The organism is Bacillus sp. FG16 (assembly GCF_057809515.1).
This window is the reverse complement of sequence record NZ_JBMDKC010000112.1, coordinates 1-17,197: the sequence shown is the minus strand read 5'-3', so window position 1 is coordinate 17,197 and position 17,197 is coordinate 1. Positions and strand designations below refer to the sequence as shown.

The following is a 17,197-nucleotide window of genomic DNA, read 5'->3' as shown; positions in this document are numbered from 1 at the left end:
AAAAAGAGGTTCAGACACAAAAACAGGCTGTAGAGAAGACTTTCTCCACAGCCTGAAGGTCTCATAACGAGACCTTGCTTTTTTACGCTTCTCTTACCGCACTTTGCATAGACACCGGCTCTTCTTTTACTTTCACTTTACGCTGCGGCACCATATTAAATACGATATTTAAAAGTACTGCTGACGCACTTCCAAGTACAATTCCGTTATCTGTTAAAATACGAATGTTTTCAGGAAGTTGTGAGAATAATGTAGGAACGACTGTAACACCAAGCCCGATTCCGACAGAACATGCAACGATTAATAAGTTTTCTTGTTTACCAAAATCAACGCTACTTAACATTTTAATACCATATGCCATTACCATACCGAACATTGCGAGCATAGCACCGCCAAGTACTGATTTCGGAATGATTGTTGTAATAGCTGCGATTTTAGGAATGAATCCAAGAACGATTAACATACCACCGCAAGTATAAATAATAACGCGATTTCTTACTCCAGTTAATTGAACAAGTCCTACGTTTTGAGAGTAAGTTGTATATGGGAACGCGTTGAAAATGCCACCTAACACCATCGCTAATCCTTCTGCTCGATAGCCCTTTGTTAATTCTTTTTCACCGATTTTTTTATTGCAAATATCAGATAATGCAAAGTATACACCCGTTGCTTCTACAATCCCTACACAAGCAACGAGAATCATCGTAATAACTGGTGTTAATTCAAATGTTGGTGTACCGAAGTAAAATGGTTGAATACCATGGAACCAATCAGCCTCTCCAACCGCTTGCAAGCTTACTTTCCCCATAAACGCTGCAACGATTGTACCGAACAATAGACCTAGTAAAATAGAGATTGAACGAATAAATCCATCAAAGAAACGATACATAATGATGATAAATAGTAACACACCAAATGCTAATGCTAAATTTTCAAGACTACCGAAATCCTTACTTCCTACTCCTCCAGCCATATCATTAATTGCTGCTGGAACAAGTGTAACTCCAATTACAGTAACAACAGATCCTGTTACAACAGGTGGGAAAAGCTTTACAAGTTTCCCGAATAACTTTGCAAAAATAACAACGAACAATCCAGCAGCAATAATTGCTCCATAAATGGAAGACACACCGTATTGTTTTCCAATCGCAATCATTGGTCCAACGGCTGTAAATGTACAACCAAGTACAACGGGAAGTCCAATACCGAAAAAGCGATTTGATAATGCTTGTAAAATTGTCGCAACGCCACACATTAATAAATCAATTGAGACTAAATATGTTAACTCTTTTTGATTTAAACCAAGTCCACCGCCCACAATAAGCGGAACGATAATTGCTCCAGCATACATTGCAAGCATATGCTGCATACCAAGCGATGCAATTTTAAATGGATGCTGCTTCATCGTTTATTTCACCTCCGCAGTTTCTTGCTGTACAAATGTAACTGTGCCGTTATCAAGTGATGCAATTTCTGCTAGTGATTCAACACGAACACCTTGTTCACGAAGCTTCTTTCCTCCATCTTGAAATGCTTTTTCAATAACAATTCCAATTCCTGCAATACTTGCTCCTGCTTGCTCTACCAAACTCATTAAACCTAAAGCAGCCTGACCGTTTGCTAAAAAGTCATCGATGATTAGCACGCGATCATTTTCATCGATATGATTTCGAGATAATGAAATTTCATTTGTTTCTTGTTTTGTAAATGAATATACGTTTGCAACGTACATATTATCTTGTAACGTTAACGATTTACGTTTTCTTGCAAAGATTACTTTTACACCAAGCTCTAATGCAGCCATAACAGCTGGTGCAATGCCTGAAGATTCAATCGTCACGATTTTTGTAATGTTCTCTTCTTTAAAACGTTTAGCAAATTCTTTTCCGATTTCTTGCATAAGTACTGGATCAATTTGGTGATTTAAAAATGCATCCACCTTTAATACATCACCAGATAAAACCTTTCCTTCATTCAAAATCTTTTCTTGTAATACTTTCATGTTTGTTCCCCCTCTTATGCAATAAAAAAACTCCAAAAGCCGCCACCACTCGTTACAAGTGAGAGACGCGCTTTTGGAGTTTCGCAAAAAAAGAATGCTAAACAAGCAATTATATTCGTCCTCACTCATAGTCAAAGTATTTACGGTACTTCGGTAGAAACTTGCAGGCCATATCCCCGCGATTATATGAGTGTAGCTAACTATTTATTTTATAGAAGGATTATAACGCACTTTTTATACTTTGAAAAGCATTTATCGAAAAAACACGTACGAATTTTTAAAAACTACTATTTTCGTTCGAGTTTTGTAAACTCTTTCATTCCCAATTACAACTTCGTTAAAATGACTGGTCCATCTTTTGTAATCGCAATTGTATGCTCGTATTGAGCTGATAATTTCCTGTCCATCGTTCTTGCAGTCCATCCATTTAAATCTACTTTCGAGTATCGCATACCTACATTGACAATCGGCTCAATCGTAATCACCATTCCTTCTTGTAACTGAGGCCCTTGTCCTTGCTTCCCAAAATGAAAAATTGCTGGTTCTTCATGAATCTCTTTACCAATTCCATGTCCCGTAAAGTCTCTTGCGACAGAAAAACCTTCATTTGTTACATAACTTTCAATTGCATAACCAATGTCTCCTACATGATTACCGATTACTGCCTGATCAATCCCTTTATATAAAGCTTTTTCAGCTACTAACAATAACCTTTCTGCTTCATCAGAAACATTTCCGACTATATACGGCCAAGCAGAATCTGAAAGACCACCATTTAAGTTTACTACCATGTCAACGGTTACAATATCTCCTTCATTTAAAGGAACATCGGCCGGAAACCCATGACACATTTCATCGTTTACAGATGCACATATCGCATATGGATACCCATTGTAATCTTTCTGTTCAGATGTGGCACCATGCTTTTTTAAATACATTTCAACAAACGTATTAATTTCTTGTGTCGTTATACCTGGCTTTATCATTTTCGCAATTTCTTTATGACATGAAGCAAGTAATTTTCCAGATTCATGCATCAAATCTATTTCATTTTTCGTTTTAATTGTAATCATACTACCTCTACCTTTCCTTACTAAACCTGCTATTTGCTACTAAAATTCAATCATACACATCAAAACCCTCAATTACAACAAGTACAAAAATATGTATCATATATTTCTACATCAAAATAAAAAAAACAGAAGATCCCTCTGTTTTTTAATCATTTTTACACATGTAATTCATTTTCAAAAACTCAAAACAACTACCATTTGTTCTCTGTATAAACGTTCCAACTGCCTCAAATCCTGCTCTTTTATACACTTTGATTGCTCTCTCATTAAATGTCGCTACTGATAGTGTTATATAATTGCATCCGTATTTTTCTTCACTAAAAGCTAGTCCAGCATTTACGAACTGTAAACCAAATCCATTGCCAGTTATATCAGGTCTCATTCCAAGTCCTATATCAACCGTTCCATCATTCATTTTACAAACAGTAAAAAAAACCAATGAGAATGCCATTTTGCTTCACAGAAAATGTATGATTCCCTCTACTCTCACCATGTAAAAATTCATCTAAATCTTCTTCATCTGCCTCTATATCATAAAAAGAATATTTCCCTTCATAATGCCAGTTATACGCAATTTCCTCCGCTTCTTCTTGCTTCATTACTGTATATGTATAACCCATTCTCCCATCCCCTTTAACAAAAAGAGCTGCAATTAAGCAGCTCTTTTTTTTACAACTCATAAATCTCTTTATATTTCGCTTCTAAATAATCGGCTAAGTAGTTTGCATTTAAGCCTTCACCTGTTACATCTTTTAAAATTTCAAGTGGCTTTTTCGTTTTACCATATTGGTGAATATGTTCTGTTAACCATTCACGAATCGGTGTTACGTTTCCTTCTTCTAATAATGCATCAAAGTTCGGAATATCTTTTAACATTCTTTGCTTAAATTGCGCTGCATACATGTAACCAAGCGCATAAGATGGGAAATATCCAAATGAGCCACCAGCCCAGTGAACATCTTGCAATACACCTTGCGCATCATTTTCCGGACGAATTCCTAAATATGCTTCCATCTTATCATTCCAAGCTGCTGGTAAGTCCTTCACTTGTAATGTACCATCAAATAATTCTTTCTCTAATTCATAACGCACCATAACATGAAGCGGGTATGTAAGCTCATCTGCTTCTATACGAATGAATGACGGCTTCGATTCGTTAATTGCATCATAAAACTCATCGACTGACATATCATCAAATTGACCATCGCTATACTCTTTTAATAAATCATAATTTTTCTTCCAGAATGATTTATTACGGCCGATAAAGTTCTCAAAGAATAATGATTGTGATTCGTGAATACCCATAGATGTACCACTGCAAAGTGGTGTACCTTCAAATTGTTCTGCAATGTTTTGTTCATATACTGCATGACCACATTCATGAATTGTTCCAAATACAGCCATACGGAAATCTTTTTCATCATAGCGTGTCGTAATACGAACATCCCCTCTATTTAATGTAATTTCGAAAGGATGTACTGTTTCATCAAGACGACCTGCTTCAAAGTCATAATTCAATTGCTTTAATAGTTCTAATGTAAAGTTCTTTTGTTTTTCTTTTGAAAACTGTTCCGATAAAGCACTTGTTTTTAATCCTTTTTTAGACTCAGAGATTTCTTTTACAAGCGGCACGATGCGCTCACGAAGTTGACCAAATACGTGATCTAAAACTTCTACTGTAATACCTGGCTCATACATGTCTAATAATGTATTGTATTTATATGTTTCATAACCCCAATATGTAATAAATTTCTTTTTAAATTCAACAATTTTTTCTAAGTACGGGCGGAACATTTCGAAATCAGATTTTTCGCGAGCTTCTTCCCACACACTCTCTGCTTTCGCTTCTAATTTCACATAAGCCTCATATTCAGCTTGTGGAATTTTTTTATTTCTATCATATTCTTTCCGACACTCTTCAACCATTTTCTTTGTCGTTTCAGAAAGTTTATCTTCACGTATTAAAGCTTCAAGTTCTGTTAAATAGTTTCCCATCTCATCTGAAGTCGACATAGCAAACACTTCTGACGAAAGCATACCAATTACTTCTGAACGCTGATCTACACCTTTTTTTGGTGCACCTGTTCTTAAATCCCAAAACATTAAACTTAATGCTTCTCCGTAATTCTGTATCTTCTTCACGTATGTTAAAAATTGTTTTTCTACCTCATATGTAGCAACTGTCATCGTATAAAAGCCTCCTTTTTCTACCTCAAACTTAATTCGACACGGAAACATAAATTCCTTTTATAATAGAAAAAAAGCTTGGCAAGCGCCAAGCTTTCTCCTTATAATTCTTTACCTTCTACTGGCAGTACATTTTTCACAGCTGCAACTACTTTCTCATCTTCTGAATCAGATAAGAAGATTGATATAGCACCTTTATCTTCACTTGTACGAATTAAACGCCCAATTCCTTGACGAAGTCGTAAAATCATATATGGTACATCTACATCCCAGAATGGATCATTTACGTGCTTACGTTTCGCTTCAAACACAGGATCGTTTGGAGGGAATGGTAATGACCAAATAATAACGTGTGATAATGATGAACCAGGAATATCTAAACCTTCCCATAAATGAACCGCACAAAGTACAGTCTCTTCTTCATTTTGGAAACGAGAAACGAGCTGGCTAATTTCCTGATCTCCCTCATATAAGAACGGAACCGACATTTGCTCTTTACTTACATACTCTTTGAACGCTGCAAGCTCTTGCGTTGTACGGAATAATACAAGCGTACGTCCATTTGTTTTTTGTATATTTTCAAGTGTATATTGACACTTTCTTTCCCATTCATTTTCTTTCGTATGCGATAGTAAGTTTACTGCCATTTGCTCTTCGTAATCAAACGGTGAAGCAACTGAGAATGATAAGTAATCTGTTACCCCTAGGCTATTAGCTGTAAACGCGAATGAATCATTGTTCGATAATGTCGCAGAAGAGAAAATATACGGTATTTTCTTCGAGAACACTTTCTCTTGTAATACTTCTTCAACTGCACGCGGCATAATCACTAACGTGAAGGCACCATCACCTTCTTCACCCCAAGTAATTACATTTTTCTCGTGCATGAACAGACGAAGTGAATGTTCTAATACATCTAAATGCTCATCAACAATATTTAAATCATACGTGTTTACTGTATGCATTTCACTTTCGAATACTAATGCATCTCCAACTTCACCGATTTTTGCATAAAGTCGTTTCGCTTCAGCTGTTACTTTTTCTGTCACAGTAATTTCTAAACGATCAGAACCGGCAATTTCTTTTTTGTTTTCTTGTAACACATCAAAGAATCGCTCTGTTTGCCAAATTGTTTCTTCTACTAAATGTGCAAACTCCTCACGAATATCGTTTTGTAGCAATCTCGTTAAAAGTTGCTCCATCATCGTTTGCTTTAAACGGTACGTTAAAGCTTTTTGAGCTGCATACTCTACAAGATGCCCTTCATCGAATACAACGCAGCTACTTTCAGGTAATAACGGAATTTGTCCTTCACGTTTACGAGCATCGTACGTCCAAATATGATCCATATAGAAATCTTGAGAACAAATAATTAAATCTGCTGCTTTACGATAATGTTCACGAGAAAGAGTTTGACCACAGCGATGACGTGAATCGCAAGTAAAGCAATCCTGGAAGTAATCCCAGTTTACTCTTGACCATTCTTCGTCATTTAAAAGTGGAAATTCTTTTCGATCACCATAGTGAGTAAAGTTTTGCATCGTACCATGATCGAATACGAATTGTGGTAATTCATAATATAGGTCTTCAATTACTTCTGGAGCTCGTCCACTCATAACATCTTCTAATTTTCGTAAACATAAATAATTATCCATTGATTTCGCAAGTCTTACATCAACTGATAAACCTAATGCTTCAGATAATTTAGCAATGTCCCCTTCTTCTTTTACAAGCTGCTCAATTAACGTTTCATCTGCACAAGCGATAATTGCTGGTTTTCCAGTATAACGCGCGTAGCAAATTGCATATAGAAGATATACAATTGTTTTCCCTGTTCCTACACCCGCTTCTGCGAACATAACTTTCTTTTCTTGGAAAGCGCGTTCTAACTGAAACGCCATAAAAATTTGTTCATCACGCTCTTCAAAGCCTTTTTCCGGAAGGATGTCGTAAAACACATCTCCAATCCACTCATTCAACTTATCATAAAAATTATCTTGTTTTCCTACTTCAAATGGTAATCTCTTCTCAGTAAACATCCTTAGCCTCCAACCAAAAAGTTTTTCTATAAAAAGATATAGCAACTGCTACACATATGTGTGCAACCTCTTTCCCCTGTTGCAATACATCGAAATTCACGAAAAAAAATTTTCCTTTCGAAAAAGGAAAATTTTCTTCTATATTAATGACTTTAAATATCGTTTATCAATCGCCGTTTCATGTGAAAGAGCTGACAAATATTCTTCTTGTGCTTTTTGTATTTCATCTACAATTACACCTTGACTATCCACTTCTTTTCCGAGCTCATCATACGTACGGTGAATAGCTTTTTGAATCATTGATAATTGGAAACTATCCATATCACTTCCTCCTTTACGCATTACATAATAGCCAGTATATGCGCGCTGGAGGAGTTTTATACTATGAATTACGCGGTGGACGTTTTCCGAAGTATTGGTAGTAATCTGTACGGATAAATCCATTAAACAGTTTACGCTTCTTCGACGCATCTTTTCCATAACACTTCTCAAATGCTTCGTAGCTTGTTAATACATACGCTGACCATGTATCTAATGGGCGGAATACTTGTCCCATTTCTTTATACAGTTGTTCAACGAGTGCTTTTTCACTTAAACGTTCTCCGTATGGAGGATTCGTTACAACGTAGCCATAATCCTCTTTTGTTGTGAAATCTTTTACTTGCATTTGTTTAAATGTAATTAAATCGCCTAAGCCTACTTCGTCTGCGTTATCTTGAGCAACTCGAATCATACGATGATCAATATCTGATCCAATGATTTGTAATCGTTGATCATAGTTCGCTAAATCTTCAGCTTCTTGACGAGCTTCACGCCAGTTTTGTTTACCTACCCAGCCCCACTCATCTGATGCGAAACCACGGTTAAATCCTGGTGCAATGTTTTGTCCAATTAATGCTGCTTCAATTGGAATTGTACCTGATCCACAGAATGGATCAACAAATGGACGATCTGGCTTCCAGTTTGTTAATTTAATTAAAGACGCAGCTAATGTTTCTTTTAACGGAGCTTCCCCTTGATCCATACGGTATCCACGTTTATGAAGTCCAACACCACTCGCATCAATTGTTAATGTTGCAATATCCTTAAGCATTGCAATCTCGATACGGAATAACGGACCATCTTCTTCAAACCAAGTTGTACGTTTATATGTTGTTTTTAATTTTTCAACGACAGCCTTTTTAACAATACGTTGGCAATCCGAAACACTGAATAATTCAGATTTTAAAGATTTACCGATAACAGGGAATTCGCCATTCTCTGGAATATAATCTCCCCAGTTTAATGCTTTCGTTTTTTCAAATAGCTCATCAAATGTTGTTGCTTTAAATTCGCCAACTTTAATTTTTACACGGTCTGCAGTACGTAACCATAAATTCGTGCGACAAATCGCCTTTTCATCTGCTTCAAATGTTACTTTGCTGTTTTCTACTTGACATTCATAACCAAGATCGCGAACTTCTCGGGCAACTAACGCTTCAATACCCATTGCCGCTGTTGCAATTAAAGTAACTTTTCCCATTTGTATTCACCTCTTATGTATATTCAAACAATAATTAATAGCAATTGGTTCTATTAATCATTACATTTTACGAAGAATTTTCTCATTAATCATTTTAACTCATACTTTATAACTTCATACAAATAAAAAGCCCTCCTCTAACAAAGGAGAGCTGAGTTATTTCATAGTTGGTTCATAACGTTCTGTAAGCCATGTTCTGTTCCTTTGTACTACAAACGGCCCACGCCTCGTACTCCGGTGGCAATCATCTATCTACAGGTTATAAAACCTGTCCTTTCCCGTCGTTCATTTCCTTGGAAAAGATTCCCCTACCATTATTTGGGTTTCTCGCTCGTGGGGTTTACCTCGTTCCACTCCTATCATTTCTTCAAGGACTTCGTCACTGTGGCACTTTAAAGGTAGTCAAACCATATCCGAAAGGACTTAGGTTTTTTCCCTGCCGTTAAACCAGCCTTACAGCCAGAATACCCTAGCTTATGAATTGGCTAGGCACGAACACTACAGCCATCTCAGGCCGTGCGAGCATGGACTTTCCTCTACAACGTTGGCGTTGCAGCGATTACCCAAACGTTATGACATCCATTAGTATAGTGGAAACAAAAAGATTTTGCAACGTTTTTTTCTATGTAAAATGCTTAAACCTTTTCCCACCTTACATCATTCGTATAACTTACTTCCAAATACAGCTTTTTCTAAGTTAGATAAGCGTTTTAAAATATCCGTATTCGTGTTGTTATAAACCGGTTGTGCAACTGGTGTTTGTACAGGTTGTTGTGGAACTTGCGTTACTGCTAGTTTTTGTTCCTCTAATTCACGCTTTAAACGAGCATTTTGTTGCTTTAATTGCTCAAACTCTTTGTGGAAAGCTTCATAATCTTTAATGATCATATCAAGAAACTTGTCTACTTCTTCTTGCTGATAACCTCTCATACCTGTTTTAAATTCTTTTTCTAAAATATCTTTCGCTGTTAATTTAATTTTATCCGAAATCATTTTCTTCACCTCAAATTTTTACCAAAACTTTCATTAACTAAATTTTTTCAGAAACAATGCTTTTTGTCAATCATATATACGAGTACTATATTACATATTACTCTGCATTATTCCACTGTTCCTCTTCTATTATATCTTGTAAATCAGAAAAAAGAATGAAATAACTGTGATAATTTTCTATTTCCCCTTTTTTCTTTGCTGCTTCTACAATATATTTGGGGCTTCCTGGTTTTTCTTCATCGTATACCGCTAAAAGCGCATCACTTTTTTCAATAAAAAATTGATTTTTTAATTTAAATTGCTCTGGACTTTCATACTTCCTTTTCGTGATACTATCAACATGGTCTGCTTGGGAGAGAATAAATTCGTAATATTCACGATTATCTTCTTTCCAACTTTCTTCTTGTTCTAAAAACGGAGTGAATACCGCTAATTTTAAATCTGGATATTCTATTTGAATTTCAAAAACAACTTCAGCAGTCCATAATTCTACACCTAACTGACCGCTTATTATAACCCACTCTAAACCATCTTCTACAAAAGTGGTTAATTTACGGTGTAAGGCCTTCTTTATACACTCCACCCCTGGATGATCATTTTTAAATATTCCAAGTTCAAATGGCTTATATCCTGTTACTGCAATAACTTTCATATCAACACTCCAATTACAAAAAAAGAACTAGCATTTCGCTAGTTCTAACATATCATTTACTTTTTAAATATTCCACCAACGTTTGGTCCGATATTTGGACCAATTGGCGATACATTGTTTGGTAAAAATGGTGATACATTTGGTCCTGGTCCAAACGGTGACACATTCGGTCCTGGTCCAAATGGAGAAATTTGATGTCCGTGATGATGATGATGGCCATGGCCACACGGTCCACATCCGCCACCAAATCCTGGATCGATTGGGTCCACGACATTTACATTTGAATTTGTTTGTGGGAAGAAGTTTTGGTTTTTAATTTGTTGATGGTGTACATGTGTTGTATGTGTTGGGAAAATGTGTGGCACCACCGTTGTTGAAAAAGAGTGTGTTACGCATTGTTTCGTCGGATGAACGACAGGAGCAGTTGTACAAATAGGTCCTACAGGCTTATGCCCTCCAAAGCAAGGATGACAATGATGCATAGTTTTTTCTCTCCTCTCTCGTTAAAAAAATCTGATTACACTTTACAGTATGAGAAAAGAGAGAAAGCCGTTTGTTATATATACCCATTTATTACAAGGAAATTTGTCTAGTCCTTTATTTCATATACAATACTTTCATAGACAACCCTTCAACATTACTTACCAAAAAAGCCTCCAACTTGCTTTACAATACCTGTCACCTGATTCATCGCATTCATCATTTGTCCAGCTGTATTCATCATTTTATTTACATCATAGTTACCATCTGATGTTTTAAATTGAGAAACAAAACTAGAAAACTGACTTGGCTGTTGTTGCTTTTGTTTACTCTGCGTCGGATACGGTTGTTTTGGTGGATAAAACATCCCTTGTTGATTAGCATAGGCCGCTGGTGGTGGCATATAATATTGCGAATTCATATAAGGCTGCTGCTGTTGTTGATTCATGTATGGTTGCTGAGCTTGTGATTGTTGAGCTTGATTCACATAAGATTGCTGCTGTTGTGGTTGTTGAGCTTGATTCATAAATGACACTTCAAACGGTTGATAATAATTTTGATTTCCATAATAAGGCTCGAAAGGATACATATTATACCGTAAATATGTATCCGTATTATATTGGTACATATTTTGCTGTGCATATGGATTCGTTTGCTGATATACGTTAGGTTGTTGAAACATGCATTCTCTCCTCCTTTACATAAGTTTCTACATATATAATATGTACCTATAAAATAATATGTGTGATGGAGTATCTGTCTATTTTTGTCGGAAGTTTAAATTTTTAAAAAATTAAGAAAGAAAACCCTTCCATGCTATGATAATTAAGAAGAAGATTCTCATGGGGGAGGAATCAACATGGTATTAGGGGATTTAAAACAAGCGTTTTCTCAAAAAAAGGGGTATTGCACAGAGAATGCAAATGAATTATTAGACTTTGCGAGACATTGGTATCTCGAAGGAAAAATATGCATATCAGATTATCGAACATTAATAAGAGAATTAGAAATAAACGGCGCAACAAAACCTACAACAATGACAGAAGCATAAAAATAACAAGAGGGTTCTCCCTCTTGTTATTTACATTGCTCAACTATATTTTGCAAAGTATACGAAACGGCTTGGTGTGTTTCAAAGAATCGTTTACCTTTACCTTTATTTACAAAGCATTGTAACACATTCGTTTGTAAATTATCGTATACTTGATCAATTTGCTGTACATGTATATACTTTGGCTTTTCTTCTTTAATCCACGTATAAGCTAATTCTTTCCACTTCTCTAATTCCTCATCTACCATATCTACAAACGGTTTCATATCCTTATAAAAATCGTATTCAATCAGTTCTCTTTTTTTTACATTCGCTTCATTATTATACTGCATGAGTTTTTCTGAAGACTGTATTAATGCTTCATTCTTCATTTCTTTCCCACCTTATTATGCACTCACTACGACGTTTTGAAATGTCTTTACCCAATTCCCTTTTTCTTCGTGATGCACTAATTTATTTTCCATATGTTCAATATGCATTTCTGTTATTTCTATCTTATTGCATATTTTTTCACTCGCACCCTTTAATGCATGATTCATTCTAATCCCTATATTCATTTCCAGCAAATCGAGAGAACTTAACATTTGATCCATTTTTTTCATTACATCTTCCTTCTGAACCATCGCCATATACAAAACGCCTCCTTCTTTGCTTTTCCTTTGTCATGTAATTTCGCCGAATGATTCACCACTCCTGCCCACATGACAAAACTAGTTGTTATTCGTCAAAGAAATCATTTCGTATGTCATTTATAGAAATGGTAACAATACAAAAAGGAGGTGTATTACAATGGCAAAGAACAAAAATGAAAAAAAGAAAAAACAAAACAAACAACAAAATAAACCCGAGACTGGCAATCCAAAGCTAGATGGTCCAAACTTCCCTGCTACATAAAGCGAGACTTTATTACGAACGGTTAAATTTCTAGTCACCCTTAATCTCCTACTAGCATTACGTTTTGAGATTAAAGTCGTAGCAAGCATAGCAGGATTATTTCAAATTAAGAAGTCCCGTCTTCAAAATGGAAGACGGGACTTCTTTTTTATTATATCATGAACTCATCCATCCTTTTAGCAAAACGATTTATGATAGATATCCTATAGATTTGTTCCCTCTTTCTTCTATACCATTCTGTTATATTAACTTCCCCTTTAGGTTCTTCAAGTACAAATAGCACATTCATTTTCATATTTGCACAAAACCAATCTCTCATTTTTATTTCTTCATGTGAAACAACAGAATAAACATCTCTAAGTGCTGGCGTACAAGATTTTCTAGTTTTCTTTGCGTAAAATTCATAATCTTCTCTAGACCCAGTATGTGTAGTTTGCAATGCAAACTTATAAAAAGAACCATTATAAATCGGATGAAACAATAACCATGCTAATTTTTTTCCCAGTTCTATACGCTGTTGTAACGTTTCAAATTGATAAACCGAAAATCCATACATTCTCCCTTCAATTGTTGGGAAGATAACTGCACTAATATGAAATCTTTCTTGTACTTTAAAAAGTGCAGTATGGAATACATATTTTTTAAAATATGTGTTCTCAATGACTGGTTTTTGAATTTTATTTTGTTCATTTATAATAAGCGCTGTCATAAGCCTATTCATATCTCTTCTTTCCCAGAAAAGTAACCATTCTTTTTCCATAAAAATTGATACACTGAAATATTGCAACAAATGAAAGAGAGGTGCACAGCTCTTCTTACTTTCCTCATACAATAATAACTGAGGAAATGCATCTAAGAAAATAATCCAATTAGCTTGTTCGTATAGAAGAAATAAATGTTTTTTTACCGTTTTAGGTAAAATAGTAGCATAATATCTCCCTTCCAAATCAGTCATATTCCATCCTGCATTTCTCGAAACCATACTCGCTAAAAAGGCCCACCTGATTTCACTATTTCTTAAATAATATTCTTGATAAGATTGCGTCCGAGAAATATTGTCCACATTAGCTATTTCTGTTTTCTTTTTAATATTGTAAATAATTTCTTTTTCTTCCTCTGTACAAAACTTTTTTTCTCGATTTTGTTTAATTTTCATATAATCATTCCCTGTAAACATGAATAAGTCATCATACCTTTCATCAAAAAGGTCACATCTTTTTTCATTTTTTGATATAATCACCTTTGTAAGTAATTCTTAACAAGTTGGGAGTGGACACACTATGACCATTCGTTACCCAAATGGAAAAAGGTATAATCAAGCTTCACAACCTCAAAAAACACCTATAAAAACACATACTTATAGTAATAGAGGTATGTCCCTTGAAGAGGAATTGAATGAAACAAATCAATATTACTTAACCCATAATATTGCATGTGTACATAAAAAACCTACACCTCTTCAAATTGTAAAAGTAGATTACCCCGCTCGAAGTGCTGCAGTGGTAAAAGAAGCGTATTTTAAACAACCTTCTACAACAGATTACAACGGTGTATACAAAGGGAAATACATCGATTTTGAAGCGAAGGAAACAAAAAATAAAACTAGTTTCCCACTTCAAAACTTCCACCTTCATCAAATTGAACATATGAAGCAAGTGGTTGCTCATAATGGAATTGCATTTGTCATTATTAAATTTACACTTTTTGATGAATTTTATTTATTAGATGCAAAACATATTATTGCATTTTGGAATCGTCAAAATACAGGTGGACGCAAGTCGATTACGAAAGAAGAAATAGAAGAGCATGGATCCTTATTATCATGCGGTTATCACCCTCGGATTGACTATATCCGTGTACTAGACACGGTTTATTTTTCGTGATAGAGTCATCACTAAGGCTCTTTTTTCGACTTTTGGGGGAGAGAATGAAAGGTAGGAGAAAGTATAATGTCAGATAATTATCGTTCTCGTACAGAACGAAATCATGTAAAAAATCAAGAGAAAAAAACAAATAAAGAAGAAAAACCAAAGAAAAAAGGCTCCTTTTTCAAGAAATTCCTTATAGGTTGTCTACTTCTTGGTATCGTTGGTCTTGTAGCCGGCGTTTCCGCTTTCTTTGTTATGGTAAAGGACGCTCCAAAATTAGATAAATCCAAACTTGTTAATCCTTTATCAACAAAGTTTCTTGATAAAAACGGAAATTTCTTCTATGAATACGGTGCTGAAAAACGAACGCATGTTACTTATGATCAAATTCCAAAAGTAGTTGAAAATGCATTCCTTGCAACTGAGGATTCGCGTTTCTATGATCATAATGGAATTGACTTTAAACGAACTACAAAAGCAGTTATGGAAAATGTCACTGGTGGTTTCGGTTCCCAAGGTGGTAGTACGATTACACAGCAAGTCGTTAAGAACTATTTTCTAACGATGGATAAAACCGCTAAGAGAAAAGTACAAGAATGGTACTTATCTTATAAATTAGAGCAACAATACTCTAAACATGAGATTTTAGAAATGTACTTAAATAAGATTAATTTAGGTAACCGTTCATATGGTATTGCGACAGCAGCGCAAAAATATTATGGTAAAGATTTAAAAGACTTGCAATTACATGAAGCTGCTATGCTCGCTGGTTTACCCCAAGGTCCAAACATTTATGATCCAACAAAAAAGGAAAATGTTGAACGAGCAACAAATCGTCGTAATGTCGTATTATCATTAATGAATCGACATGGTTATATAACAAAAGAAGAAATGAATAACGCAGTTAAGATCCCAGTAACAGAGGGCCTTCAACCGTCTTCAGAAATAACTGAGATGAAGTATCAAGCATTTTTAGATGCAGTTGTAAAAGAAGTTGAAAAAGAATATCCTGATGTAAATATCGGTTCAGATGGTTTAACGATTCATACAACACTTGATCAAGATGCTCAAGATTACGCTGAAAAAATTATGGATGGCAATCTTATTAAGTATCCAAACGATCAATTCCAAGGATCATTCGTATTTATGGATACACAATCTGGAGAAGTTCGAGCAATTGGTGCTGGACGTAAAGAAAATAAGTCCACTTTCAAAGGTCATAATATGGCAACTGATTTAAAACGCCAAGTTGGTTCAACAATGAAACCAATTTTCGACTACGGTCCAGCGATTGAGAATCTTCAGTGGTCTACTTATCATCAATTAAATGACTCTGAATATACTTATTCTGATGGCACAAAGATAAAAAATGCTACAGGGAGTTTTAAAGGTGACGTTTCACTTCGTGAAGCATTGAAGAAGTCATTAAACATCCCGGCTTTAAAGACAGCTCAAACAGTTGGACTTAATAAATCAAAAGAGTTTGCTGAAGGTTTAGGCATGACATTTGAAAATGGAGTACATGAATCTACTGCAATTGGTAGTAACGATAGTTCTCCATTAGCAGTAGCAGGTGCATATGCAACCTTTGGTAATAGTGGTAACTATAATAAACCACACTTCGTAAAAGAAGTAACCTTCCCGGACGGGAAAAAGAAAAGCTTTAAACCGAAAGAACAACGCGCTATGCAAGACTATACAGCTTACATGGTAACTGACGTTCTTCGTGACGTAGTAAAACCTGGTTCTGGTGGTACAGGACCAACAGCATATGTTTCAGGTGTTGACGTAGCGGGTAAAACTGGAACGCAAAACTTTGATGCAAAAGATTTAAAGAAATACGGCATTCCAGCTGATGCAAACAGGGATAGCTGGTTCGCTGGATATACACCACAATATACGATGGCTGTATGGACCGGTTACGTAAAGAATGGTCCAGAAAACTACATTAGTGATCGTTATACTAAAATTGCACAGCAAATGTTCCAAGTAATGATGAGCAAATTCGCTACAGATAAATCACGCTTTGAACGTCCTTCTTCTGTTCAAGAAATAAACGGAGAGTTATACGTAAAAGGTGCGAAAAAAGATGCAATTAAACAAATTAAAGTAGATGCCCCTAGTGGTCTGAATGTCACTTTCGATGGCGCTAGCACAGTTACACTAAACTGGTCTGGACCAGCAGAAGTTGATGCATATGCAGCCAGCTATAAAGCAACTGACGGTTCAAGTGGTAGCCTATCAATAAGTGGTACGACAGCTACTCTTGGTGGTATTAAACCAGGTGTTACTTACAGCTTCTCTGTAGTAGCGAAAAAAGGCACTGGCACAAGCCCAGCAGTTGGTGCATCCTTCACTGCGCCTGGCGGAACTCCAGATGCGAAAAAAGCTGAAGAAGAGGCTAAGAAAAAGGCCGATGAAGAAGCTAAGAAAAAA

Annotated in this window: 17 protein-coding genes, 1 other RNA gene, 1 pseudogene and 1 riboswitch; of the genes and pseudogenes, 3 read left to right on the top strand and 16 right to left on the bottom strand. The window is 35.6% G+C overall.

Annotated elements, in window-relative coordinates:
* Positions 1-82: 82 nt before the first annotated feature.
* From pbuX to ACODS7_RS27065, 13 genes and pseudogenes are all read right to left on the bottom strand, one after another.
* Positions 83-1,405, bottom strand: coding sequence for a xanthine permease PbuX (gene pbuX, locus ACODS7_RS27125; RefSeq protein ID WP_000809230.1), 1,323 nt, complete (start codon positions 1,403-1,405; stop codon positions 83-85).
* 3 nt (positions 1,406-1,408) lie between these two features.
* Positions 1,409-2,002, bottom strand: coding sequence for a xanthine phosphoribosyltransferase (locus ACODS7_RS27120; RefSeq protein ID WP_000866483.1), 594 nt, complete (start codon positions 2,000-2,002; stop codon positions 1,409-1,411).
* Between the two features lie 108 nt (positions 2,003-2,110).
* Positions 2,111-2,212: riboswitch (purine riboswitch) on the bottom strand.
* Positions 2,213-2,328: 116 nt separating this feature from the next.
* Complete coding sequence (locus ACODS7_RS27115; protein ID WP_243168684.1) at positions 2,329-3,075, bottom strand: type I methionyl aminopeptidase; 747 nt, start codon at positions 3,073-3,075, stop codon at positions 2,329-2,331.
* Between the two features lie 145 nt (positions 3,076-3,220).
* Positions 3,221-3,695: pseudogene (locus ACODS7_RS27110) on the bottom strand (GNAT family N-acetyltransferase).
* A gap of 49 nt (positions 3,696-3,744) precedes the next feature.
* On the bottom strand, positions 3,745-5,262 hold the full coding sequence (gene ypwA, locus ACODS7_RS27105; protein ID WP_029441869.1) for a carboxypeptidase: 1,518 nt from the start codon (positions 5,260-5,262) through the stop codon (positions 3,745-3,747).
* A 101-nt stretch (positions 5,263-5,363) separates the two neighbouring features.
* Positions 5,364-7,301 carry an ATP-dependent DNA helicase gene (locus ACODS7_RS27100; RefSeq protein WP_098629012.1) on the bottom strand — a complete coding sequence of 646 codons (1,938 nt, stop codon included), beginning with the start codon at positions 7,299-7,301 and terminating at the stop codon, positions 5,364-5,366.
* Between the two features lie 138 nt (positions 7,302-7,439).
* On the bottom strand, positions 7,440-7,622 hold the full coding sequence (locus ACODS7_RS27095) for a DUF3921 domain-containing protein (RefSeq protein WP_000376898.1): 183 nt from the start codon (positions 7,620-7,622) through the stop codon (positions 7,440-7,442).
* Between the two features lie 61 nt (positions 7,623-7,683).
* Positions 7,684-8,823 carry a THUMP domain-containing class I SAM-dependent RNA methyltransferase gene (locus ACODS7_RS27090; RefSeq protein ID WP_016082236.1) on the bottom strand — a complete coding sequence of 380 codons (1,140 nt, stop codon included), beginning with the start codon at positions 8,821-8,823 and terminating at the stop codon, positions 7,684-7,686.
* Positions 8,824-9,003: 180 nt separating this feature from the next.
* Positions 9,004-9,394, bottom strand: an RNA gene (rnpB, locus tag ACODS7_RS27085) — RNase P RNA component class B.
* 86 nt (positions 9,395-9,480) lie between these two features.
* Positions 9,481-9,816, bottom strand: a complete 336-nt coding sequence (gene gpsB, locus ACODS7_RS27080) for a cell division regulator GpsB (protein WP_000622431.1) — start codon at positions 9,814-9,816, stop codon at positions 9,481-9,483.
* Between the two features lie 97 nt (positions 9,817-9,913).
* On the bottom strand, positions 9,914-10,468 hold the full coding sequence (locus tag ACODS7_RS27075) for an SLOG family protein (RefSeq protein WP_029441868.1): 555 nt from the start codon (positions 10,466-10,468) through the stop codon (positions 9,914-9,916).
* A 56-nt stretch (positions 10,469-10,524) separates the two neighbouring features.
* On the bottom strand, positions 10,525-10,950 hold the full coding sequence (locus tag ACODS7_RS27070) for a CotD family spore coat protein (protein ID WP_029441867.1): 426 nt from the start codon (positions 10,948-10,950) through the stop codon (positions 10,525-10,527).
* Between the two features lie 155 nt (positions 10,951-11,105).
* Complete coding sequence (locus ACODS7_RS27065) at positions 11,106-11,630, bottom strand: YppG family protein (protein WP_243168685.1); 525 nt, start codon at positions 11,628-11,630, stop codon at positions 11,106-11,108.
* Between the two features lie 177 nt (positions 11,631-11,807).
* Between ACODS7_RS27065 and ACODS7_RS27060 the strand changes: the two genes are divergently transcribed.
* On the top strand, positions 11,808-11,999 hold the full coding sequence (locus ACODS7_RS27060; RefSeq protein ID WP_029441865.1) for a YppF family protein: 192 nt from the start codon (positions 11,808-11,810) through the stop codon (positions 11,997-11,999).
* A gap of 26 nt (positions 12,000-12,025) precedes the next feature.
* Here the strand turns inward: ACODS7_RS27060 and ACODS7_RS27055 are convergent, their stop codons facing one another.
* From ACODS7_RS27055 to ACODS7_RS27045, 3 genes are all read right to left on the bottom strand, one after another.
* Entirely contained in the window at positions 12,026-12,370 is a 345-nt protein-coding gene (locus ACODS7_RS27055; protein WP_000786937.1) for a YppE family protein, read from the bottom strand.
* Between the two features lie 15 nt (positions 12,371-12,385).
* Complete coding sequence (locus ACODS7_RS27050; protein WP_016082241.1) at positions 12,386-12,628, bottom strand: hypothetical protein; 243 nt, start codon at positions 12,626-12,628, stop codon at positions 12,386-12,388.
* A gap of 416 nt (positions 12,629-13,044) precedes the next feature.
* On the bottom strand, positions 13,045-14,070 hold the full coding sequence (locus tag ACODS7_RS27045; RefSeq protein WP_029441864.1) for a DUF2515 domain-containing protein: 1,026 nt from the start codon (positions 14,068-14,070) through the stop codon (positions 13,045-13,047).
* 103 nt (positions 14,071-14,173) lie between these two features.
* Between ACODS7_RS27045 and recU the strand changes: the two genes are divergently transcribed.
* Together recU and ACODS7_RS27035 are read left to right on the top strand one after the other, a co-directional pair.
* Positions 14,174-14,776 carry a Holliday junction resolvase RecU gene (gene recU / locus ACODS7_RS27040; RefSeq protein ID WP_000155599.1) on the top strand — a complete coding sequence of 201 codons (603 nt, stop codon included), beginning with the start codon at positions 14,174-14,176 and terminating at the stop codon, positions 14,774-14,776.
* 66 nt (positions 14,777-14,842) lie between these two features.
* Positions 14,843-17,197, top strand: a 2,355-nt coding sequence (locus ACODS7_RS27035) for a PBP1A family penicillin-binding protein (RefSeq protein ID WP_488828014.1), incomplete at its 3' end; no start/stop codon positions are given.